The sequence below is a fragment of the Sphingopyxis lindanitolerans genome (genome assembly GCF_002993885.1).
Taxonomy (GTDB): Bacteria; Pseudomonadota; Alphaproteobacteria; order Sphingomonadales; family Sphingomonadaceae; genus Sphingopyxis; species Sphingopyxis lindanitolerans.
Genome location: NZ_CM009578.1, coordinates 2,898,832 through 2,921,534, shown reverse-complemented (window position 1 = coordinate 2,921,534; position 22,703 = coordinate 2,898,832). Strand labels below are relative to the sequence as shown.

The following is a 22,703-nucleotide window of genomic DNA, read 5'->3' as shown; positions in this document are numbered from 1 at the left end:
CTTCGCTCGCCCACATCCCTAAATGCGCCCCATGGCGGACCGCTTCACCAAGATGCACGGGCTGGGCAACGACTTCGTCGTCATCGACGCGCGCGAGACCGCGGTCGCGATGACCCCGGCGCGCGCGCATGCGATCGCCGATCGCCGGTTCGGCATCGGCTGCGACCAGCTCATCCTGCTCGAACCCTCGGTGAAGGCGGATGTGCGGATGCGTATCTTCAACGCCGACGGTAGTGAGGTCGAGGCGTGCGGCAATGCGACCCGCTGCGTCGCGACACTGCTGGCGAAACCCGCGGTGATCGAGACGCTGGGCGGCATGCTGCGCGTCACCCCCGCCGACGGCGGCGCCGAGGTGGTGCTGGGCGAGCCCGCATTCGACTGGGAGGCGATTCCACTCGCGATGCCGATGGACACCCGCGACATGCCCGTCGCGTGGGACGAGCTGGAGCATGGCGCCGCGGTCAATGTCGGCAATCCGCACATCATCTTCTTCGTGCCCGAAGCCGATGCCGTGCCGCTCGCCGAACTCGGCCCGCGGATCGAGAGCGACCCGCTGTTCCCCGAGCGCGTCAACGTCAATGTCGCGAGCCTCGACGGCGAGAACCAGCTTCAGCTTCGCGTCTGGGAGCGCGGCGTCGGCCTGACGCAGGCCTGCGGCACCGGCGCCTGCGCGACCGCGGTCGCGGCGATCCGCGCCGGGCTCGTCGCCTCGCCGGTCACCGTGTCGCTGCCCGGCGGCGACCTGATCATCCGCTGGGCGCCGGGCGAACCGATCGTGATGAGCGGCGCCGCGACGCGCGTCTTCGACGGCGAAACCGATTGGGCGCGCTTCGGATGAACCCTCTCGTCGCCGACCGGCAAGCGGTCGTCAATTTCGGCTGCCGACTCAATATCGCCGAGGGCGAGGCGGTCCGCGCCGCGGTTCGCGAAGCCGGGGCGCGTGATACGATCGTCTTCAATAGCTGCGCGGTGACCGACGAAGCCGTGCGGCAGGCCCGCCAGGCGGTGCGCCGGAGCTTGCGCGAGCGGCCGGGGGCCGACGTCGTGGTGACCGGCTGCGCGGCGGAGCTGGAAGCCGAGCGCTTCGCGGCGATGGGTGCGCGAGTGGTGGCGAATGATGCGAAGGGGCTGGCCGGGAGTTATCGTGCCGAAGAAAGGGACGGTGCTTCGACAAGCTCAGCACGAACGGGAATAGAGGAACACTCCCTCCCTGACCCGTTCGCCCTGAGCTTGTCGAAGGGCCGTTCTTCCTCTTCTTACACCCCCGCCCTCTCGGGCGCCGACCACGCCCGCGCCTTCCTCGGCGTGCAGACCGGCTGCTCGCATAGCTGCACCTTCTGCGCGACGGTGATGGCGCGCGGGACGGCGCGTTCCGCCACCATCGAAGCGGTGCTGGGCGCCGCGCGCACCGCGATCGACCGCGGCCAGCGCGAAATCATCCTGACCGGGGTCGATCTCGCCAGCTATGGCGACGACAGCGGGACAAGCCTCGCCGCGCTGGTCGAGGCGCTGCTCGCGCTGCCGATCGAGCGCCTGCGCCTCTCGTCGCTCGACCCCGGCCGCATCGACGACGCCCTGTTCGCGCTGCTGACCCAGGAAGCGCGCGTGATGCCGCATGTCCACCTTTCGCTGCAGGCGGGCGACGACATGATCCTCGCGCGCATGAAGCGCCGCCACCGCCGCGCCGACGCCGTCCGCCTGACCGAACGACTGAAGGCCGCGCGACCCGGACTCGCGATCGGCGCCGACCTGATCGCCGGATTTCCCACCGAGGATGAGACCATGTTTGCCAATTCGCTGGCCCTGATCGACGATTGCGACATCGTCTTCGGCCATATCTTTCCTTACAGCCCGCGCGCCGGAACCCCCGCCGCGCGCATGCCGCAGGTCGGCCGCGCCGTCGCGCGGACCCGCGCCGCGATGTTGCGCGAGGCCAATGCAGCGCGCCGCCAAAGCTGGCTCGATGCGCAGGTGGGAAGCCGCGCCGCGATGCTCGTCGAGCGCGACGGCCTGACCGGCCATGCGGAAAATTTCGCGCCGCTGACACGGATCGCACCCGCCGAACCCGGCAGCATCGTTCCGGTTCGCTTGATCGGCCGCGACGGCGATCGGATGATCGCGGCATGAGCGGCGTCAGCTGGAGCGAACGGCTGCTCGGCGGCCTCAAGCGCACGTCGGAACGGCTCGGCGAGAATCTGTCGGGGCTCACCGGCAAGTCGCGACTCGACGACGCCGATCTCGACCGGATCGAGGAAGCGCTGATCACCGCCGACCTTGGCCCGGTGATGGCCGCGCGCATCCGCGACCGCCTGTCCCAGCGCCGCGACATCGCCGCGAACGGCATCGACGAGTTGCGCTTGCTCGTCGCCGAGGAAATCGCCGCGGTGCTGCGCCCCGTCGCCGAACCGCTCGAGATCGATGCCTTTCCGCGTCCGCAGGTGATATTGGTGATCGGGGTCAACGGATCGGGCAAGACCACCACCATCGCCAAGCTGGCGCACCTGTTCCAGGAACAGGATTATGGCGTGATGCTGGTCGCGGGCGACACCTTCCGCGCCGCCGCGATCGGCCAGCTCAAGATCTGGGCCGAACGGCTGGGCGTGCCGATCATGGCGGGGCCCGAAGGCGGCGACAGCGCCGGGATCGTGTTCGACGCAGTCAAACAGGCGACCGCGACCGGCATCGACGTGCTGATCGTCGACACCGCCGGGCGGCTCCAGAACAAGCGCGAACTGATGGACGAGCTGGCCAAGATCAAGCGCGTCCTCGGCCGCCTCAACCCCGCGGCGCCGCACGACGTGGTGCTCGTCCTCGACGCGACGACCGGACAGAATGCGCTGTCGCAGATCGACGTGTTCCGCGAAGTCGCCGGGGTCACCGGCCTCGTCATGACCAAACTCGACGGCACCGCCCGCGGCGGCGTCCTCGTCGCCGCGGCCGAGCGCCATGGCCTTCCCATCCACGCGATCGGCATCGGCGAGACGTTGGGCGACCTTCGCCCCTTCGACGCCGACGAGATCGCGGGCATCATAGCCGGAAACATTCGATGAGCGACCTGCTTCCCACCGGCCCCGAGGCCGTCCCCGCGCCGCCGCCCGCCAAACATGGCTGGCTGAATTTCGCGATCGATTTCGGCCCGCTGCTGATCTTCTTCCTGACCTATAAGCTTTCCTCGGGCGGCAGCGGCGCCTTTGCCGCGACGACCGGCGCGATCAAGGGCACGCTCGCCTTCATGGTCGCGATCGTCATCGCGATGATCGTGTCGAAATGGAAGCTCGGGCGGATTTCACCGATGCTGTGGATGTCGGGCATCCTCGTCCTCGGCTTCGGCGCGCTGACCGTCTGGTTCCACGACGAACGCTTCATCGTGATGAAGCCGACGATCATCTACGCCGCCTTCGCCGCGCTGCTGCTCGGCGGCTGGGCGCTGAAGCGGCCGATGCTCAAATATCTGCTGCAATCGGCGCTCGACGGACTGACCGACAGGGGCTGGCTGGCGCTGTCGCGCAACTGGGGGCTGTTTTTCGCCGCGCTCGGCATCGCCAACCACATCATGTACGAACTGATCCAGGCCGGGCGGATGAGCTTCGACACATGGCTGACGATCAAGGTCTGGGGCGTCACCGCCCTCTCCTTCCTCTTCACGCTGACGCAGGTGCCGGTGATGCTGAAGAACGGCCTCGCGGTGCCGGAAGAAAATTGATCTCCCCTCCCGCCTGCGGGAGGGGAGAAGGTTCAGCCCTCCACCGCCGCCTTGTGCATGCGGCCGTTCAGCACATAATGCTGGACGCCGAGTTGCATTCCCGCCGCCTGCCCCTCGTCGATGTCGCGCACGCGCCGCGCGGGGGCGCCCGCCCATAGTTCGCGCGACGGAATCTCCTTATTCTCGGTCAGCAGCGCGCCCGCGGCGAGCATCGCGTCGCTGCCGATGCGGCAGCCGTTCATCACCGTCGCCTTCAGCCCCACGAAAGCGCGGTCGGCCAGCGTGCAGCCGTGGACCATCGCCATATGGCCGACCAGCACATCCTCGCCGATGAGCGTCGGAAAGCCTTCGGGCCGGTGCGGCATCGGGCCGTCGCAATGGACGATGCTGCCGTCCTGGATGTTCGACCGCGCGCCGACAACGATGCGGCTGACGTCGGCGCGCAGCACGCAATTATACCAGATGCTGACGTCGGGCCCGATCGTCACGTCGCCGATGATCCGGCACCCCGGCGCGATGAAGGCGCTAGGGTCGATCCGCGGCGCCTTGCCGTTCACCGCGATGATGCTGACATCCTTATAGGTCATTTGCTTTGTCCGATCAGATGGCCCCACAGGAGCACGGGAAGAGTCGAGGCATAATCGTCGGTCCAGCGCTCGAAACCCGGGCGCTGCTGAAGCGGCACCCAGACGCCGTCGCCCGGCGCATCCTCGCGCGGTTTCAAGTCACCCGTCAATTGCCGCAGGCGTTCGGACGTCGCCGTCAGCGCCACCCAGTTGGACCCGGTCAATCCGCCGACGATGGCATGGTCATCGGCCTCGTCGGGCCGCGAGTCGATGCGGATCGCCGCCGCCCAGCCGCGCGCCTTTGCCTCGGCCGACAGCACGGGTTCGAGCGCGAAGAAGCGGTTCGAGATATGGATCAGCAGGATGCCGCCCGGTCTCAGCGCGCGCGCATAGATTCCGATCGCTTCGGCGGTCAGCAGATGCAGCGGGATCGCATCGGACGAAAAGGCGTCGATCACCAATATGTCGAACTGCGCCGGCGGCAGCTTGGCGATCTGCAGGCGCGCGTCGCCGATCACGATCGGCGCGTCGGGCGCGCAATGATCGAGGAACGTGAACTTCGACGGATCGCGCGCGATGCGGGCCATCGCGGGGTCGATCTCGAAGATCGTCCAGCGCTGTCCCGGCCGACGATAGCAGGACAAGGTTCCCGCGCCGAGACCAACGAGCCCGACCGCGGCGTTCGGCCCGGCGAGCGCTTCGGCCTTGTCGAGCGCCAGGCCGACCCCCGACTGGTGGCCATAATAGGTGGTCGGTTCGAACTGATGCGGCGCATCGGTGCGCTGCAACCCGTGCAGCGTGGTGCCGTGAGCGAGGCGGCGCTGATGCTCGTCCGGGTAGTCGGTCACCGTATAGACACCGAAATAGCTGCGGACGCGGTCGCCGGTGAAGCTTTCCTGAAGCGTGCTCCACCCGCCGATGCCGAGCATCAGCAAGGCTAGGACGGCCACAAAGGCCCAGCGCCAGCCGATGACGAGCAGGCCGATGACGAAAATGATGACGGCCCAGGCCGCGACCTGTCCCTCGATGCGGCCCGCCCATTCGCCCGCCATCTTCCAGCAGGCGAAGATCGCGACCGCGACCAGCAAGGCAACGACGACCCGCGCCCGGCGCGGCGACAGCTTCAGCCATCTATCCCATGGCAACAGCGCCGGAAGCGGCAGCAGCATCGCCGCCGCGAGGACGAGCAGCGGATGCTCGTAAACCCAGTCGAATATCAGCGGCGCGATCAGCGCGGCGAACAGCCCGCCGAGCACTCCGCCCGCCGACATGACGAGATAGAAGAGCGTCAGATGCCCCGGCGCGGGCCGCAGATGATAAAGATAGCCGTGGAGCGCGGTCGCGACGACGAACAGCATCGCGAGCGCGGCGATCGCGACGAGCATCGTCCCGCCGCCGGTGCTGAGCAGCGACAGACCGCCGACCGACAGCAGCACCGCCGGGGCGATGGTGGTGAAGACCTGGGTCAACCGCTCGGCGGTCGAAAAGGCGATGACGAAGCTCAAAAGATAGAGGCCGAGCGGCAGCACCCACAGCAAGGGCATCGCGACGATATCGGTGGTGAGATGCGTCGTCGTCGACAGCATCAGCCCCGACGGCACCGCCGCGAGCAGCAGCCAGTGCAACTGGCGGCGGCGCGACGGCGGCGGCTCGGCGCTGATTTGCTCGGGCGCGGCATGGGCGTGCCAGCGCGCCGCCGCGCTCGCCGCGACGAGCAACACGAGCAGGCCATAGCCCGCGCTCCAACCCCAGCTTTGCGTCGCGAGCGGCATCGCCGGCTCGACGAGCGCCGGATAGCTGATCAGCCCGGCAAAGCTGCCGAGGTTCGAGGCGGCATAGAGATAATAGGGATCGCCCGCGCGGGTGTCGGCGGCGAACCAGCGCTGCATCAGCGGCGCCTGCGCCGACACCGCGAAAAAGACCGGCCCGATCGAGGCGAGCAGCAGCAACGGCACCCACAATGCCTCCTGCCCCGGCGCGGGCGGCGCGATATTGGCGATGCCGATCGGCAGCCACAGCACCGCGGCGAGCAGCAGCGCGACGTGGATCATCGCCTGGCGCCGCACCTCGAACCGGCCGAGCCAATGCGCATAGGCATAGCCGCCGAGCAGCAGCGCCTGATAGACGAGCATCGCGCTGTTCCACACGGCGGGCGCGCCGCCGAGGCGCGGCAACACCATGCGCGCGACCATCGGCTGGACCTGGAACAACAGGAAGCTGCCGACGAGGATCGTCAGCACGAACAGCCAGCGCCGCGGGGTTGACGCCATTAGCCGTTCAGCAGCCGGGCCGCATGGAGCGCGTGATAGGTGAGCACTCCCGAGGCACCGGCGCGGCGGAAGGCAAGCAGGGTTTCGAGGACGAGCGCGTCGCGGTCGCCCGCACCGGCCGCCGCCGCCGCCTCGATCATCGCATATTCGCCCGACACCTGATAGGCGTAGACCGGCACCGCGAAATGATCCTTCACCGCGCGCACCACGTCGAGATAGGGAAGCCCCGGCTTGACCATCACGCTGTCGGCGCCCTCGGCGAGATCCGCCTCGACCTCGCGCAGCGCCTCTTCGACATTGGCGGGGTCCATCTGATAGGTTTTCTTGTTGCCTTTCAACAGCCCGCGCGAGCCGACTGCGTCGCGGAACGGGCCATAGAAGGCCGAGGCATATTTGGCGGCATAGCTCATGATCTGGACCTGACCGAAGCCCTCGATCTCCAGCGCCTCGCGGATCGCGCCGACGCGGCCGTCCATCATGTCGCTCGGCGCGATGATGTCGGCGCCCGCGCGCGCCTGATTGAGCGCCTGACCCACCAGCACCTCGACCGTCTCGTCGTTGAGGACATAGCCCGCCTCGTCGACCAGCCCGTCCTGCCCGTGGCTGGTATAGGGGTCGAGCGCGACGTCGGTGAGGACGCCGATGTCGTCGCCGAGCGCCTGCTTGATCGCCGCGGTGGCGCGGCACATCAGATTATCGGGATTGAGCGCCTCGGCGCCATCCTCGCTGCGGCGCCCCGCCTCGGTATAGGGAAAGAGCGCGAGGCAGGGGATGCCCGCCGCCACCGCGTCCTTCGCGCGCTCGACGAGCAGGTCGACCGACCAGCGCGATACGCCGGGCAGGCTCGCGATCGGTTCTTCGCTCCCCGATCCCGCGCAGACGAACAGCGGCCAGATCAGGTTCGACGGGGTCAGATGATGCTCGCGCACCATCGCGCGGCTCCAGCCGGTGCGGCGGCTGCGGCGCAGGCGCAGGTCGGGAAAGGGGGCGTGAGTCATGCCCGTGTGCATAGCGGCGCGATACGCGAGGGCAAATGGATATTGGCCGCCCAAGGGCAGCACATTGTCCGTTCGCATCGAGCGAAGTCGAGATGCCAATGGGTTCGGCGTTGCGCTTGGGGTGTCTCGACTTCGCTCGACACGAACGGAATTTAGAGGAGTCCTTTAAACGGAACCGTCAAATCCCCTCGCCCACGCGCTTCGACGCCACATCGGCAAGCGAGCCGAGCTGCGGGCCTTCGACCGACTTTACCGCAACCGGCGCGAGCGCCGCGCCGGGCGTGATCGCGGTGAGTTGGCGGATGCGCGCGCGGAAGTCGGCGAGCGCCTTGCCCTCCAGCCGGGCGCGGGTGACGAAGGCCACCGACAGCGGGTTGATCGCGACGCCGTTGCGATAGACTTCATAGTGAAGATGCGGGCCGGTCGAAAGACCGCTCGATCCGATATAGCCGATCACCTGCCCGCGCGAGACATGCTGGCCGGGACGCACCGCGATGCGGCTCATATGCCCATAGCCGGTGCCGAGCCCGCCGCCGTGACTGAGCTTCACATAATTGCCATAGCCGCCGGTGCGGCCCGCGATCTGCACGACGCCGTCGGTGACCGCGAAGACGGGGCCGCCGTAACCGCCGCCCATGTCGATGCCGCGATGCATCCGCACATAGCCGAGGATCGGGTGGCGGCGCATCCCGAAGGGCGAAGTGATACGGCCATTCGTTGGACGCACCAGGCCGCTGCGCTGCTCGCCGGCGCCCGACGCCTCGAACCACTGGAGACGGCCGTCGACATTCCATTCGATCATCGACAGCTTGGGCTTTCCGCCCCTGACGAGCCCGGCATAGAGCAATTTGCCCGTCTCGCTCTCACCCGTTTCGGCGCGGCGATGATCGACGATGATGTCGAACTCGTCGCTCGCGCGGATATCGCTGGCGACCGAAAGCTGGCGGCCGATCACGCGCAGATAGGCCTGGATCGTTTCAGGCGAGGCGCCCGCGGCGCGCGCCGAGCGATAGAGGCTGTCGCCGACGCGGCCGCGAATGCGCAGCGGCGTCGCATCGACCGCGATCGGGATACGGCGCATCACCAGCCGCCCGTCGATCCGCTCCATCTCGATCCGAAGGTCGAAGCGCGCGCGCATCGCAAGCGCATCGACCGGACGCGGCATGGTGCGCGCGGCGCGGCGGCCGAGGATCAGGTCGATCCGCGTGCCCGGCGCGATGTCGGTCAGCGGCACCGCGCTCGCCACCTGGCTCGCGAGCGCCTGCGCATCATCGCTGCCGACACCCGAGCGTTCGAGAACACGGGCAAAGCTGTCGCCTGCGCCGAGCGTCGCGGTGAGTTCGATCTGCGGCCGTTCGGGGGTCTGGGCGAGCGGCCGCACCGCGTCGGTCGCCGCCATGTGGCGGCCGGTGTCGCCGCCGAATGCGAGCGGCACGATCATCTGCGCGCGCGCTTCGGTGAAATCGGCGGCATCGAGCGCCGGCGCGGGCAGTTCGAGCGGCTTTACGCCGGGGAAGGTCGAAATCGCGGCGGCGCACAGCAGAGTCAGCGTCGCGAGGCCGCGCCACCATTCCCCCGAGCCGATATTGTCGCCAAGATCGGGGACGAGATCGAGCAGCGCGAGCCGGTCGCGCCACGACGGCGCCGGTTCGGGCGCAGCGTCCGCCCGCCGCAGGCCGATCGCCTGCGACATCGTCAGGGCGGCCGCATTGCCGGACATCCCCGCGATGGGTTCGTGACGCTGGAACAAAAGCAACCCCCGTTCGACGGGCCTCCCGACCCGGCCGTCGAATGATATTTTCGACCGCCGGTCTGTAAACAAAGGCCGTTAAAGTCAATTTAACGGCACTTGGCGGCGCCCGGCTTGCGGCGGACCGTGCGGAGCGCGGGATTGATCGTGCCGTCCCGCCTTCCTCCCTCAAAGGGAGGGATAAAGTTGGCCCTTCGTCGATCCGCTGTTGCGCGGCGCGCAGGTCCATGCCAGCGTGGGATAAAGACGATGACGGCATTTTCTTCCAGCCCGGTCAAGGCCGTCCTTGGCCCCACCAACACCGGCAAAACCCATTTGGCGGTCGAGCGTCTGACCGCCCATTCGAGCGGGATGATCGGCTTTCCGCTGCGCCTGCTCGCGCGTGAGGTCTATGACCGCGTCGTCGCGATGAAAGGGTCGGCGCAGGTCGCGCTGGTGACCGGCGAGGAACGGATCATGCCGCCCACGGCGCGTTACCTGCTGGGGACGATGGAAGCGCTGCCCTTGGCGCGCGACGTCGCCTTCGTCGGCATCGACGAAGCGCAGCTTGGCGCCGACCCCGAACGCGGCCATGTCTTTACCGACCGGCTGCTGCGCGCGCGCGGCCGCGAGGAGACGATGATCCTCGGCTCGGCGAGCCTGCGCGGCCTTGTCCGCGACCTGGTGCCCGAGGCCGAAATCATCACCCGCCCGCGCTTTTCGACCTTGAGCTATGCCGGCACAACAAAACTGTCGCGGCTGCCCAAACGCTCGGCGATCGTCGCTTTCTCGGCCGAGGAAGTCTATGCAATCGCCGAGATGCTGCGCCGCTTTTCGGGCGGCGCCGCGGTGGTGATGGGCGCCTTGAGCCCCAAGACCCGCAACGCGCAGGTCGCGATGTTCGAAGCGGGCGAGGTCGACTATCTCGTCGCCACCGACGCGATCGGCATGGGGCTCAACCTCGACGTCCAGCACGTCGCCTTCGCGTCCTTGCAGAAATTCGACGGCCGCCGCCTGCGCCGCCTGACCATTTCCGAAATGGCGCAGATCGCGGGGCGCGCCGGGCGGCATCAGCAGGACGGCAGCTTCGGCACCGTCGGCACCCCGCAGGGCGGCTTCACGCCCGAGGAAATCGCTGCGATCGAGGGGCATCATTTCCCGCCGCTCGCCAGCCTGTTCTGGCGCGAACCCAACCCGCGCCACGACAGTCTCGACACGCTGCTCGCCGACCTCGCGCAGCCGCCGACGAAGCCCGGCCTGCGCCCTGCGCCCGAAGCGGTCGACATCGCGGTGCTCAAGCATCTCGCGGGCGACATGGAGGTGCGGATGCGCGGGGCGGAGCCCGAAGCGGTCGCCCGATTGTGGGATGCCTGCGGGCTTCCCGATTTCGAGCAGCTCGGCGCCGAACATCATAGCCGCACCGTCTTCAAGCTTTGGCAATGGCGCACGAGCGGTGACGGGATGGTCGACCCCGACTGGTTCGCGCGGCGCCTTGCGCGGCTCGACGACACCGACGGCGACATCGACCAGCTCGCGAGCCGAATCGCCGCCGTCCGCACCCTCTGCTTCATCGCCCAGCGCGGCGACTGGATCGCCGGCGGCGCCGGCTGGACCGAGCGGACGCAGGATCTCGAATCGCGCCTGTCGGACGCGCTGCACGCCGCGCTCGCGCAGCGCTTCGTCGACCGGCGGCTCGCGCTGCTGCTCCGCGATGCGGGCCAGCGCCACACCGCGCTGCCCGTCGCGGTCGCCGCCGACGGCACCGTCGCGGTCGATGGCGAGCCGATCGGCACGCTCCATGGGTTTCAGTTCAAGGTCGACGCGCAGGCGCGCGCGAGCGACCACAAGATGCTCCTCGCCGCCGCCGAAAAGCATCTGCGCGGCGAATTGACGCGCCGCGCCGCAGCACTCGCGGCGGGCGAGGATCAGGCGCTGGCGCTGATCAGCGAGGCGGGCGCGCCGCCGCGCCTTGCCTGGCACGGTCATGTCGTCGCCACGCTGGCGCGCGGACCGACGCTGGTCCAGCCCGCGATCCAGATCGACGCATCGCTGCGCCGCTTCGAGCCGCCGCAGGTGCAGGCGATCGCCGAACGGTTGCAGGCCTTCGTCGCGCAGCAACTCGCGCGCCACGCCGCGCCGCTGGCGGCGATGGGCGAAGCGGCGGGCGACCTGTTCACCCCGCCGCGCGTCCGCGCGCTGCTCGCCGCGCTCGTCGATGGCGGCGGCACGAGCCCGCGCGCCGCGGTCGAAGCGCAGCTCGCCGCGATGACGCCCGAGGAACGGCCGCAACTCCGCAAGCTCGGCCTCACCATCGGCTCGCTCGACATCTTCCATCACCAGCTCCTGAAGCCAGAGGCGGTGCGTTGGCGCGCCGCGCTGCTCGCCGCGCAGCAGGGCGAGGTGGTTCCGGCGCTGCCGCCGCAGGGCGCGGTGCTGCAAAAGACGGGCCATCACACCGGGCTGCGGATCGCCGGTTTCCGCCGCTGCGCATCGGGCTGGCTGCGCATCGACATGGCGGAGAAGCTCGCGCGCCAGGCGCATGCCGCGCGCATCCAGGCCGCGGCGCCGCCGACCTCGCCCGTCGTCGGCGGGTCGGCGGCGCATCTGGACGGGCCGGGCGAAGACGTCCACGCCGCGCCGCCGCCGGGCTTTGCGATCGACCCCGCGCTCGCCACCTCGCTCGGCCTCGACGACGAGACGCGGCGCGCGCTGCTCGGCAGCTTCGGGTTTCGCGGCGTCGGCGACCCGATACTGCAACGCTGGCGCTGGTCGGGCCTCAAGAGCGCCGACCGGCGCGCGCGCCGCAAGCAAGGCCAGCCGAACGGGAAGGACGCCGCGGCAGCGCGGTCGGCCGCCCCCGGCGAGCGCGCCCGCCCGCCCGCTAGGCAGGACAAGCAAGGCAAGGGTCGGCGCGGCCAACCGGCCAAGCCGCCGACGACGCCCGATAGCGGCGCCCGCCCACCGCGCGCCGAGCGTCCCCAGCGTCGCGGCCCTTCGCCCACCAGCCCCTTCGCCGGGCTCGCCGCGATGTTGGCCGAGGCTGGCAAGGATTGATGGCGCGCTGATGGCGAGTCCCGGCGCCGCAGGAAGCATCCGGCTCGACAAGCTGCTCTGGTATCTGCGCTTCGCACGCTCGCGCGGCCTGGCCCAGGCGATGGTCGCCGCGGGGCATATCCGGCTCGACGGACGGCGCGTCACCCGCGCCTCGGCCGCGGTTCACGCGGGCGCGACATTGGTGCTGCCGGTCGGCGAGCGGATCGAGGTGATCCGCCTCCTTTCGCTGCCGCCGCGCCGCGGCCCGGCGCCCGAGGCGCAAGCCTGCTATCGTCGGCTCGAAGCCGAAACGCCCACCATCACCAGTTGAGCTATCGATGCCGCAGGAAAAGCTGTCGCGCGAACGCGCGCGCTGTCGGCTACGCAATGAAAGTGATTCGCAACTGACACTTTGCGTTGACGCATCGCGTTGGCGCGGCTTAGAGGCGAGCCAATGAATGTCCGGCGGCCCGCCGCCGCCGCGAAAGGGAGCCGCTATCCATGACCTATGTCGTCACCGACGCCTGCATCCGGTGCAAATATATGGACTGCGTCGAGGTCTGTCCCGTCGACTGCTTCTATGAGGGCGAGAATATGCTCGTCATCAATCCCAGCGAATGCATCGACTGCGGCGTGTGCGAACCCGAATGCCCCGCCGAGGCGATCCTGCCCGACACCGAAAGCGGTCTTGAGAAATGGCTGGAAGTGAACAACAAGTTCAGCGCCGAATGGCCGAACATCACGGTCAAGAAGGACAGCCCTGCCGACGCCGACGAGTATAAGGGCGTCGAGGGGAAATATGAGAAATTCTTCTCGGTGGAGCCCGGCGAAGGCGACTGAGTCGCGGGGACCGATACGAACGATGGGGGCGGGTCATTCCCGCCCCTTTTCTTTTTGTGGCAAAGACGGCTTTCGACCGATAGCCGCCCCATCCATCCTCGTCACCCTGAACTTGTTTCAGGGTCCATGGCCGGACGCCTCATTCAGCGCGGCGCTGGACGCGAACGCAGGCCATGGATGCTGAAACAAGTTCAGCATGACGAGGTTTAAAGACTGCAATCGACTGATTGCGGACGGCTGCTCTCCCCTCCCGCAGGCGGGAGGAGACATCAGCGCCATCCTTCAACGGCCGCTTCCCACCCCAAGCCAGGCATCGGCTTCAAATAGGTCTTTCCTACATTATCCGGCTATGCCAGCGTTTATCCGGCTCTTTCATTTGGTGGATAAAGCGATGGCGGTCCAGCTTACGGGTGCGGCCACGGCGAGGCGGGCTGAGCGCGTTCAGCACGCCGCGGGGCCCGGATCGGGGATGCAAGAGGCTGAACTTTCCTGAACTTTGGACATGACCACGCGCTCCTTGCGCCGGCCAGCCCCCGATCCAGGCCGCGATGACGAAAGACGGCAGGGCAGATTTCCACCCCCAAGCCGCCCCTGCTCCATCCGCAACAATCGCTGTCCACCATGACTCCGCCATGCCAACCTTCCGGCCCGCTCTTTGAAACACCGCTCCCGCCGCCCGTGCTTGTCGAGGGGCTCGCCTTAAAGCCCCAAAGGACACAAATTCGATGCCCGCGTGCGGGGCCTTTGTGGCCTTAAGGGCCGATAGTCCCGAGGAGGAAGGCGCGCGACGCGAGAAGTGGCGCCGCGCTGATATTGCCCCCTTGAAACCCTTCGCGCGGGCGACGATGTAGGGCGCTGGAGGGGCAGCCCGCCGGTCCTCGGCGCAGCAACCCGATAAACGTAAGGACAAAATCCGCATGATCGACCCGCTCGCCGCCCTGGTTCCCGTCGTCGTCGAGCAGACGAGCCGCGGCGAACGCAGCTTCGACATTTTCTCGCGTCTGCTGCGCGAACGGATCGTCTTCGTCACCGGCGAGGTCGAGGATAATATGGCCTCGCTGATCACCGCCCAATTGCTGTTCCTCGAATCGGAAAATCCGAAGAAGGACATCTATATGTATATCAACTCGCCGGGCGGCGTCGTCACCGCGGGCATGGCGATCCACGATACGATGCAATATATCCGCCCGCGCGTCGGCACCGTGTGCATCGGCCAGGCGGCCTCGATGGGCAGCTTCCTGCTCGCCGCGGGCGAACCCGGGATGCGCGTCGCGCTGACCAATGCGCGCGTCATGGTCCACCAGCCGTCGGGCGGTGCGCGCGGCATGGCGTCGGACATCGAGATCCAGGCCAGGGAAATCCTGCGCATCCGCAAGCGGATGAACGACCTTTATGTTCAATATACCGGCAAGCCGCTGAAAGAGATCGAAAAGGCGATGGACCGCGACACCTTTCTCGAGGCCGACGAAGCCAAGGCCTTCGGCCTCGTCGATCATGTCTACGACCGTCGCCCCGCGCTGCCGGGCGACGAATCGCCCAAGGAAATCGGCGAAGGCCCGACGCCCTGAGTGTCGGCACCCACACCCCGGTAACCGCGTTTGTTGACACCCGTTTGGCGCCTTGGCGCTAGGCGGAACATTGCACCCATGTCACCCAATTGCCATATTGTAATTGGGTGGCCGGGGGTTAGGATAAGGGCGGCAGCGCGCCTTTTGCGCCCGCCAGAGGAATATTTATGACGAAATTGAGCGGCTCGGACAGTAAGAGCACCCTCTACTGCTCCTTCTGCGGCAAGTCGCAGCACGAAGTTCGCAAGCTGATTGCCGGACCGACCGTGTTCATCTGCGACGAATGCGTCGAACTGTGCAACGATATCATCCGCGAAGAGATCAAGGGCGGGATCGCCGCGCGCAAGGACGGCGCGGTGCCGACGCCGCTGGAAATCTGCCAGCATCTCGACGCCTATGTGATCGGCCAGAACAAGGCCAAGCGGGTCCTGTCGGTCGCGGTCCACAATCATTACAAGCGCCTCGCCAACTCGGGGCGCGGCGAAGATGTCGAACTGGCGAAGTCGAACATCCTGCTCGTCGGTCCGACCGGCAGCGGCAAGACCCTGCTCGCCCAGACGCTCGCGCGCTTCCTCGACGTGCCCTTCACCATGGCCGACGCGACGACGCTGACCGAGGCGGGCTATGTCGGCGAGGATGTCGAGAATATCATCCTCAAACTGCTGCAATCGTCCGACTATAATGTCGAAAAGGCGCAGCGCGGCATCGTCTATATCGACGAGATCGACAAGATCAGCCGCAAGGCCGAAAATCCTTCGATCACGCGCGATGTGTCGGGCGAAGGCGTCCAGCAGGCGCTGCTCAAGCTGATGGAAGGCACGACCGCGAGCGTTCCACCGCAGGGCGGGCGCAAGCATCCGCAGCAGGAATTCCTCCAGGTCGACACGACCAACATATTGTTCATCGCGGGCGGCGCGTTCAGCGGCCTCGAAAAGATCATCGGCGACCGCCTGCAGGGCAAGTCGATCGGTTTCGGCGCGCATGTCGCCGGCCCCGACGAGCGCCGCAGCGGCGAAGTGCTGAAAAGCATCGAGCCCGAGGATTTGCTCAAATTCGGGCTGATCCCCGAATTCGTCGGCCGCCTGCCGGTGATCGCGACGCTCGAGGATCTCGACATCGACGCGCTGGTCAAGATTTTGGGCGAACCCAAGAACGCGCTGGTCAAACAATATAAGAAATTGTTCGACCTCGAAGAAGTCGCGCTGACCTTCACCGACGATGCGCTGGTCGCGGTCGCCAAGAAGGCGATCGAACGCAAGACCGGCGCGCGCGGGCTGCGCTCGATCGTCGAGGCGATCCTGCTCGACACGATGTTCGACCTGCCCGACCTGACCGACGTGGTCGAGATCGTCGTCGACAAGGACGTCGTCGAGGGCCGCAAGGATCCGGTGCGCGTCTATGCCGACAAGGCAAAGGAAGCCGCCGGCGACGCCGCCTGATCGCCCAAGCGCCTGAGTCGCGCCGCCTATTCTGAACAAAAGCGGGGTGCCGCGCGCAATGCGCGGCGCCCCTTTTTGTTGCATTGCAGCAACAGTTGCTCGAAAAAACGCATCGACGCTTGTGGATAAGTTTGGCGGGCCGACGCAAATTCGCGCTTTTTCGCCCGCTGCCTGGCCCGGCGCCCAAGCGCGGCTTGCACTGTCACAATCGCTGTCACAATCGTGCCACATGCGGGCTTCAGGGGCGCTCGCAGGTCAGCTGCGCCCACGTTGCGCAACTGCCGATTGTACCACCAAGGGGACATCCTGACATGAAATTCCGTCACACGCTTGCCGCCAGCGCGGCGCTGATTCCGGTCGCGCTGCTTTCCACGCCTGCCTTTGCCCAGTCGACGGGCTCGGTCGATTTCGAGAACGACATCGTCGTCACCGGATCGCGCGCAACCGACGTTGCCGGCATCCAGTCGCCCGACACGTCGAAGGCGAAATCGGTCCTCGGTCAGGAAGTGATCGCGCACCAGAACCCCGGACAGACGATCCTCGACACCATCAACCTCGTCCCCGGCGTCGTCTTCACCAACAACGACGCCTATGGTTCGTCGGGCGGCCAGCTGTCGATCCGCGGCTTTTCGGAAGATCGCATCAGCCTGACCTTCGACGGTGTGCCGCTCAACGATTCGGGCAACTATGCCATCTATTCGAACCAGCAGCTCGACCCTGAGCTGATCGAGCAGGTCAACGTCAACCTCGGCACCACCGACGTCGACAGCCCGACCGCCGCCGCAACGGGTTCGACGGTCAATTATCGCACGATCGTCCCGACCGAAGATTTCGGCGTCAAGGTGTCGGGCTCGGCCGGCGAGTTCAAATTCTTCCGCGTCTTCGGCCTCATCAACACCGGCGAATTCACGCCGTTCGGCACCCGCGCCTTCCTTTCGGCATCGAGCGCGTCGAACGACAATCCGTTCAACAATTATGGCCGCGTCCGCAAGAAACAGTTCAACGCGCGCCTCTATCAGCCGATCGGCGCCGATGGCGACTTCGTCTCGGTCGCGGGCCATTATAACATCAACCGCAACAATTTCTTCGGTTCGGTGCCGCTGCGCCTCGACCCGAACCGCGACGTCGGATCGGGTTCGGGCGACCGTTTCCCGCTCAACAACGACGAGCGCGAATATGACATCAACTATCCGTGCACCGTCAGCCAGACGGCGACACCGGGCGACGACGACCTGACCAACGGCTGCGGCACCGAGTTCGATCGTCGGTACAACCCGTCGAACACCGGCAACATCCGCGGCGCGTCGCGCTTCACCCTGACCGACGGCATCGTCCTGACCGTCGATCCCAGCTACCAATATGTGAAGGCCAATGGCGGCGGCACGGTCAATGCGCGCGAACGTCTGAACAACGGGCTGTCGGGCTATATCGGTGGGCGCCCCTATTTCGGCATGGACCTCAACGGCGACGGCGACCTGCTCGACGAAGTGTCGATGCTCGCACCCAGCCAGACGCGCACCGACCGTTACGGCGTGATCGCCAACCTGCGCTGGGACATCAACGAAGCGCACACGGTCCGCGTCGGTTTCACTTATGACCGCGCGCGCCACCGCCAGACCGGCCAGGTCGGGCTGCTTCAGTTCAACGGCGAGCCCTTCGACGTCTTCCCGATGGACGATCCGCAGAGCGACGTCACCGGCGCCGTGCTGCAAAAGCGCGATCGCCTGTCCTATGCGATCCTGAGCCAGGTTTCGGGCGAATATCGCGGCGAATTCATCGACGGCGCGCTGGTTGCGACGATCGGCATCCGCGCTCCCTTCTTCAAGCGCGATCTTAACAATTATTGCTTCACCACCAGCGACACGGGCTTCGTCGATTGCTTCGGCAAGGGCGATCCGCGCAACACCGTCTACGCCGCCGCCAACCCGACGGTGCAGGGCCCGCAGCAGCGGGTGCTGAAATATGACGACGTGCTGCCGAACGTCGGCTTGTTGTTCAAGCCGAACAATCGGATGTCGATTTTCGCCAACTATTCGAAGGGCCTCCAGGTTCCTGGCACCGACGCGCTCTACAACGCGTTCTTCTTTGCGCCGAACACGCCGTCGGCGCGCCCCGAGCCCGAAACCACCGACAACTTCGACTTGGGCGTGCGCTATCGCACCAGCCAGATTCAGGCGCAGGTGTCGGGCTGGTTCACCAAATATGACAACCGCCTGGCCTCAGCCTACGATCCGGAAACCGATCGCAACCTCTACCGCAATCTCGGCCGCGTCGACAAATATGGCATCGATGGCAGCATCGCGTGGCAGCCGATGCGCGAACTCTCGCTCTATGTCTTCGGGTCGTATCTGAAGTCGAAGATCAAGGATGATGTCCAGTCAGGCGAATGCAAAGTCGTTGGTCCGGACTGTGCAGCGATCGGCGATCCGATCTTCACCCTGACGGCGGGCAAGCGCGAAGCCGGCGCTCCTGCATATACCTATGGCGCCTCGGCGCGCGGCACGCTGGGTCCGGTCGAACTCGGCCTCACCGCCAAGCATACCGGCGGGCGCTATCTCTACGATACCAACACGCCCGTCATCTTTGGTGGGACCGAGGTCTATCCGGCGAAGACCAATGGCTATTGGCTGGTCAATCTCGACGCGCGGTTGGGGCTCGAATTCCTCGGCCTCAACGACCAGACCTATTTCCAGGTCAACGTCTACAACCTGTTCGACAAGCTTTATGTCGGTCGCTACACCTCGTCGCTGACCCAGGGTTCGTCGGCGCCCAACGCCCAGATCGGCGCCCCGCGCACGATCAGCGGCACGCTGACCGTCGGCTTCTAAGCTCCGGCGACAGACGGCAAGAAAAGGGCGCGGGAGGCAACTCCCGCGCCCTTTTTCTTTGGCGATAATGTCGTTTGCAAACGCACAGAGGGTTTCGAGGATGTACCGGCACCCGACAACTTCGGCATGCTGAACTCGTTTCGGCATTCATGGCCTGAGTTTCCGGTTGCCGCTGTGCTTCCTTCGAGGGCCGGCCATGGACCCTGAAACAGCGAGGCCATTGCCGCAGACAGGGTGACGAGGAATGGAGATCATCTTTCGGTCGTGAACGGATGTTCCGTCAGCAAGCATGAAAATGCGCGCAGAGGCGCAGAGAATAGGCTTCACGCGGAGACGCGGAGGAGCCAGTTCGGAGCCGACAGGCCCCTTTCCATTCCAGTGGCGCGACCCGTCGCAATGTCGCAGGCCGAAAGCCGCTTCACGGCCGCTCGGCCTTCTCCGCGTGGACTCTCTGCGATCTCTGCGCGAAACCTGTTCCGACACGCCCTATCGAAAGTCGGCTCGGCATCAGCCGTCGGCGATACGCCGGGCGGTCTCCTGGACCAGTGCGATCATGTTGGGGACGCCCTGCGTGCGGTTCGACGAAAGCTGGCGCGTGAGGTCGAAGGGCGCGAGCGCGGCGGCGATGTCCATAGCGGCGACCGCGGCCGCCGGCCTGTCCTGAACTGCGGAAAGGACGAGCGCGACGATCCCCTTGGTGATCGCGGCATTGCTGTCGGCGAGGAAGTGCAGCCGGCCATCGCCCTGCGGCACCGGATAGACCCAGACGCTAGCCGAGCAGCCGCGCACGAGCGTCGCGGCGGTCTTGAGCGCGTCGGGCATCGGCTCGAGCGTGCGGCCGAGCTCGATCAGCAGGCGATAGCGATCGTCGCCGTCGAGAAAATCATATTCATCGAAAATGTCGTCGAGACTGCGCATAGCTGCGCCCCTCGCATGTTTGGCGCCAAGTTGAAAGACCCCGGCGGCGGCGCCCACGACCGCCTTGGCGCGCCTGACGCGGCGCGCGCATTACGACATTGTCACGGCTCCGCCACGCCCCGGCCGGGCGGCGAGGTGCAAAGAGAGGCTGTTCGCGGTGTGACATTCTTCCGGTTTCGCCAGGACGATCGATCATGTCCGGATTCGGACCTTTGGAGTGAAGAATATGGCACGCTTTCGTACCCTCGTCGGCCTTGGTCTTGCATCGACCATGATGATCACCGCCCCGGTTTTCGCATCATCGCCGACCACAACCACCACCAAGTCCGCCGTCAAGCCTGCGGCGAAGCCCACAACCAAACTCACGGCCAAGCCCGCAGCGCATAGCCAGGCGAAGCCCGCGACCAGGGCCAAATTGGCGGCGACGCCGGCGCGTGCCTCGACCACCCGGTCGGGCGGCCGCATGGTCAAGGCCAGGCTGAGCAATGGCAAGACGGTGACCTATGATTGCTCGCTGGCGGGCAACAAGACCAAGCAGGCCTGCAAGGGCTGACCGCTGATCGGCCGGGGCATTTTCGCCCCGGCGGGTTGGTCGGCCGGGATCAAGACCTACGTCAGAGATCGACCCCGGCCGCGATGGCTTCCAGCTTGCGCAGCCGTTCCTTGAGGTCGGCGATCTCGATCCGCGATCCGGCGTGCGGCACGGTGGGATCCTGCGCGGCGCCATGGCCGGCGGCCAGCTCCTCGCGCTTGAGCTGGATCCAGTCGCGCCAGCCACGCAGCGCCACAAGGCTGATGATGGCCAGCGCGCTCAGCGCGACCGCGGCCATGATCAGGTCGGTAGCGAGGTCAGACGTCATGGTGCCCATGAATCGGCTCCTTCTTCGTCAGGGTCTCAGGGAACGGACCGGTCGCGCAGCTTCTCGATCTCTTCGTCGAGGCTGGCCGCCCGGTTGCTGTCGGTGGCGATGCGTTCGAGCACCTGGATACGCTCCTTGAGCGCGCGGATTTCGGCCTGCAGCGCCTTGGTCTCGGCGGCGTCCCCAGGACTGCTGACGACATAGTCCCGGCCGTGAGGGTCCCGGCGCACACCATATCGGGCGCGAACGACGCTGCCGATCGTCACGATCAGGACGATGCCGATGACCATTTCAAATGGGTTCATGGGGAGGTATCCTTTCGGTCTGTCTTGCCGTTGTTCAGTTGAGCGGCGGCGTATCGCGCAGCTTTTCGATTTCGTCGGCCAGGTCGACGCCGCGGTCGGTGGCGATGCGTTCGAGGACGCGGACGCGTTCCTCCAGCCGTTCGGTGTGCGCCGCATATTGCGCGGCCTTTTCGGCGGTCATCTCCGACTGCTTGTCGAGCATCTTGCGCTGATGGCGGGTCCAGATCCAGAGGCCGGCGACGATGAACGGAGCGAGCGGGATCAGCGCGTAGAGCATGTTTTCCATGGCGCGGGCCTCCTCAGTTCGCCGGGCGCCGCAGCGCCTCGATCTCGTGGCTCAGCCGGTTGCTGTCGTCGGTGACGATACGCTCGATCACCGCGAGGCGATCCTTGACCGAGCCGAGTTCGGCGCGCAGCTGGGCATTTTCCTGGCTTATCAGCTTGACGCGCTCCACCGTTTCGTCGCTGGTCTTGGGATAGACCGCCTGCCCCCAGGCGCCGTCGAGCGGATAACCGTTCTTGATCCGCAGCCAGGTAGTGAAGACCCAGCCGACGACCCCGGCCACGCCGATGATGGCGATGACGGGAGCGATGGTGGTCAGAATATCGAGGTTCATGATCTTTTCCTTATCAGCGCAGGCGGTCGATCTGGTCGGCGAGCTGTGCGGCTCGCCCGCCTTCTTCGGTCGCGATGCGTTCGAGCACCGCGATGCGCTCTTCCAGTCGGCCGATCTGGCCCGCGAGTTTGGCGTTGTCGTCGGTCAGCAGCGCAATTTTTCGATCAGCGTCGGGGTCGGTTCGATGAACCGTGCCGCCCCATTCATTCTCGACCGGATAGCCGTGCTTGGCGCGAATCCAGGTTGTGAACATCCAGCCGCCGATCGACAGCGCGACGATGGTCAGGACAAAAAGGGGGCCTCCGAAATTCATGGTCTCTTCTCCCTGTTGCGTTTCCGCGCGTCCGATCACCGGCCCGATCAGCGCAGCGCGTCGATCTCGTCGGCGAGGCGGCGGTTGTGGCTGGTATAATATTGTTCGATGTCGGCGAGCCGGCGGTCGATGTCGCGAAAGCGCGAGCGAATGTCGCGGGTCGAGGCGCTGGGATTCGAGCGCACGCCCTGCCAGAACTTGGCTTCCTCGTTCGAGCCATAGAGGGCGAAAGGCTTGGGCGTTCCCATCCAGGCGACCATCCAGTAAGCGACCAGCGTCCAGGGGAAGCCACCCATCAAGGTCAGGAGGACCGCGCCGACGCGCACCCAGAGGACGTCGATCCCGCTATAGTCCGCGATCCCCGCGCACACGCCGCTCCATTTGGCGTTCTGCTTGTCGAGATAGAATTTGGTGCGGCTGGCAGACATCTCAATTCCTCCTGCTTGTATTTTCGAGCTGCGCCAGGTCTTCATCGCTCCGCACCGCAGGGCGGAAATCGGGATGGTCGGCGCTGATGATGCGTTCGACGGTGTGCAGGCGGTTTTCGAGCCGGCGCGCCGTATCATATAGTTCGTCGAGCAGTTGCTCGTCCTCTCCGGTCAGCGTCTTGGCCTGTTTCCACTTGGTGATGTAGTGGAGGATCAGCCAGGGCAGACCGAGGAAGAGGGTGCCGATGACGATCGGGACGATGATGATCTCTTCCATCGGTCCGGCTC

Annotated in this window: 23 protein-coding genes; 11 read left to right on the top strand and 12 right to left on the bottom strand. The window is 66.4% G+C overall.

The window, feature by feature from the left end; translation table 11 throughout:
* Positions 1-31: 31 nt before the first annotated feature.
* Genes dapF through CVO77_RS14010 form a run of 4 tightly spaced genes read left to right on the top strand, consistent with a single transcriptional unit; the run spans position 32 to position 3,703 of the window.
* On the top strand, positions 32-838 hold the full coding sequence (dapF, locus tag CVO77_RS14025; protein ID WP_105999567.1) for a diaminopimelate epimerase: 807 nt from the start codon (positions 32-34) through the stop codon (positions 836-838).
* Positions 835-2,127, top strand: a complete 1,293-nt coding sequence (locus CVO77_RS14020; RefSeq protein ID WP_106000843.1) for a MiaB/RimO family radical SAM methylthiotransferase — start codon at positions 835-837, stop codon at positions 2,125-2,127. The genes dapF and CVO77_RS14020 overlap by 4 nt, the downstream gene beginning before the upstream one ends.
* Positions 2,124-3,050 carry a signal recognition particle-docking protein FtsY gene (gene ftsY / locus CVO77_RS14015; RefSeq protein ID WP_105999566.1) on the top strand — a complete coding sequence of 309 codons (927 nt, stop codon included), beginning with the start codon at positions 2,124-2,126 and terminating at the stop codon, positions 3,048-3,050. Before CVO77_RS14020 ends, ftsY begins: the two co-directional genes overlap by 4 nt.
* Entirely contained in the window at positions 3,047-3,703 is a 657-nt protein-coding gene (locus CVO77_RS14010; RefSeq protein WP_105999565.1) for an inner membrane-spanning protein YciB, read from the top strand. The genes ftsY and CVO77_RS14010 overlap by 4 nt, the downstream gene beginning before the upstream one ends.
* A 32-nt stretch (positions 3,704-3,735) precedes the next feature.
* Here CVO77_RS14010 and CVO77_RS14005 read toward each other — a convergent pair whose 3' ends face one another.
* The 4 genes from CVO77_RS14005 to CVO77_RS13990 form a co-directional block, all read right to left on the bottom strand.
* Positions 3,736-4,290 carry a gamma carbonic anhydrase family protein gene (locus tag CVO77_RS14005; protein ID WP_105999564.1) on the bottom strand — a complete coding sequence of 185 codons (555 nt, stop codon included), beginning with the start codon at positions 4,288-4,290 and terminating at the stop codon, positions 3,736-3,738.
* The gene (locus CVO77_RS14000) at positions 4,287-6,539 is read right to left on the bottom strand and encodes a spermidine synthase (protein WP_105999563.1); all 2,253 of its coding nucleotides are present in this window, start codon (positions 6,537-6,539) and stop codon (positions 4,287-4,289) included. Before CVO77_RS14000 ends, CVO77_RS14005 begins: the two co-directional genes overlap by 4 nt.
* On the bottom strand, positions 6,539-7,537 hold the full coding sequence (hemB, locus tag CVO77_RS13995; protein WP_106000842.1) for a porphobilinogen synthase: 999 nt from the start codon (positions 7,535-7,537) through the stop codon (positions 6,539-6,541). Before hemB ends, CVO77_RS14000 begins: the two co-directional genes overlap by 1 nt.
* 178 nt (positions 7,538-7,715) lie before the next feature.
* Entirely contained in the window at positions 7,716-9,257 is a 1,542-nt protein-coding gene (locus CVO77_RS13990; RefSeq protein WP_105999562.1) for a M23 family metallopeptidase, read from the bottom strand.
* A gap of 279 nt (positions 9,258-9,536) precedes the next feature.
* On the opposite strand from CVO77_RS13990, the gene CVO77_RS13985 reads away from it, so the two are divergent.
* The 6 genes from CVO77_RS13985 to CVO77_RS13960 all read left to right on the top strand — a co-directional run bounded on the left by CVO77_RS13985 (position 9,537) and on the right by CVO77_RS13960 (position 18,974).
* On the top strand, positions 9,537-12,320 hold the full coding sequence (locus CVO77_RS13985; protein WP_105999561.1) for a helicase-related protein: 2,784 nt from the start codon (positions 9,537-9,539) through the stop codon (positions 12,318-12,320).
* A gap of 10 nt (positions 12,321-12,330) precedes the next feature.
* Positions 12,331-12,630 (top strand): RNA-binding S4 domain-containing protein, encoded by a 300-nt coding sequence (locus tag CVO77_RS13980; RefSeq protein ID WP_105999560.1) that lies wholly within the window; start codon positions 12,331-12,333, stop codon positions 12,628-12,630.
* 170 nt (positions 12,631-12,800) lie between these two features.
* Positions 12,801-13,139 (top strand): ferredoxin FdxA, encoded by a 339-nt coding sequence (fdxA, locus tag CVO77_RS13975; protein ID WP_105999559.1) that lies wholly within the window; start codon positions 12,801-12,803, stop codon positions 13,137-13,139.
* A 917-nt stretch (positions 13,140-14,056) separates the two neighbouring features.
* Positions 14,057-14,707, top strand: coding sequence for an ATP-dependent Clp protease proteolytic subunit (locus CVO77_RS13970; RefSeq protein ID WP_105999558.1), 651 nt, complete (start codon positions 14,057-14,059; stop codon positions 14,705-14,707).
* 167 nt (positions 14,708-14,874) lie between these two features.
* The gene (gene clpX / locus CVO77_RS13965; protein WP_105999557.1) at positions 14,875-16,146 is read left to right on the top strand and encodes an ATP-dependent Clp protease ATP-binding subunit ClpX; all 1,272 of its coding nucleotides are present in this window, start codon (positions 14,875-14,877) and stop codon (positions 16,144-16,146) included.
* Positions 16,147-16,457: 311 nt separating this feature from the next.
* Complete coding sequence (locus CVO77_RS13960) at positions 16,458-18,974, top strand: TonB-dependent receptor (RefSeq protein WP_105999556.1); 2,517 nt, start codon at positions 16,458-16,460, stop codon at positions 18,972-18,974.
* 507 nt (positions 18,975-19,481) lie between these two features.
* Here CVO77_RS13960 and CVO77_RS13955 read toward each other — a convergent pair.
* Entirely contained in the window at positions 19,482-19,892 is a 411-nt protein-coding gene (locus CVO77_RS13955) for a SufE family protein (RefSeq protein WP_105999555.1), read from the bottom strand.
* Positions 19,893-20,118: 226 nt separating this feature from the next.
* Between CVO77_RS13955 and CVO77_RS21425 the strand changes: the two genes are divergently transcribed.
* Positions 20,119-20,445, top strand: a complete 327-nt coding sequence (locus tag CVO77_RS21425; RefSeq protein ID WP_192878827.1) for a hypothetical protein — start codon at positions 20,119-20,121, stop codon at positions 20,443-20,445.
* A 61-nt stretch (positions 20,446-20,506) separates the two neighbouring features.
* On the opposite strand, the gene CVO77_RS13945 is transcribed toward CVO77_RS21425, so the two are convergent.
* The 7 genes from CVO77_RS13945 to pspB are packed head-to-tail and all read right to left on the bottom strand — an operon-like array spanning position 20,507 to position 22,692.
* Positions 20,507-20,761: a hypothetical protein gene (locus CVO77_RS13945; protein WP_420822514.1), complete on the bottom strand. Its 255-nt coding sequence runs from the start codon at positions 20,759-20,761 to the stop codon at positions 20,507-20,509.
* Between the two features lie 26 nt (positions 20,762-20,787).
* Positions 20,788-21,057 carry a hypothetical protein gene (locus CVO77_RS13940; protein WP_105999554.1) on the bottom strand — a complete coding sequence of 90 codons (270 nt, stop codon included), beginning with the start codon at positions 21,055-21,057 and terminating at the stop codon, positions 20,788-20,790.
* Between the two features lie 34 nt (positions 21,058-21,091).
* A complete protein-coding gene (locus CVO77_RS13935; RefSeq protein WP_105999553.1) occupies positions 21,092-21,343 on the bottom strand; it encodes a hypothetical protein in 252 nt (83 codons plus the stop codon).
* 13 nt (positions 21,344-21,356) lie between these two features.
* Positions 21,357-21,674 carry a hypothetical protein gene (locus CVO77_RS13930; protein WP_105999552.1) on the bottom strand — a complete coding sequence of 106 codons (318 nt, stop codon included), beginning with the start codon at positions 21,672-21,674 and terminating at the stop codon, positions 21,357-21,359.
* A 13-nt stretch (positions 21,675-21,687) separates the two neighbouring features.
* Complete coding sequence (locus tag CVO77_RS13925; protein ID WP_105999551.1) at positions 21,688-21,987, bottom strand: hypothetical protein; 300 nt, start codon at positions 21,985-21,987, stop codon at positions 21,688-21,690.
* A gap of 47 nt (positions 21,988-22,034) precedes the next feature.
* A complete protein-coding gene (gene pspC, locus CVO77_RS13920) occupies positions 22,035-22,415 on the bottom strand; it encodes an envelope stress response membrane protein PspC (RefSeq protein WP_105999550.1) in 381 nt (126 codons plus the stop codon).
* Between the two features lies 1 nt (position 22,416).
* Complete coding sequence (gene pspB, locus CVO77_RS13915) at positions 22,417-22,692, bottom strand: envelope stress response membrane protein PspB (RefSeq protein WP_105999549.1); 276 nt, start codon at positions 22,690-22,692, stop codon at positions 22,417-22,419.
* Positions 22,693-22,703 lie beyond the last annotated feature (11 nt).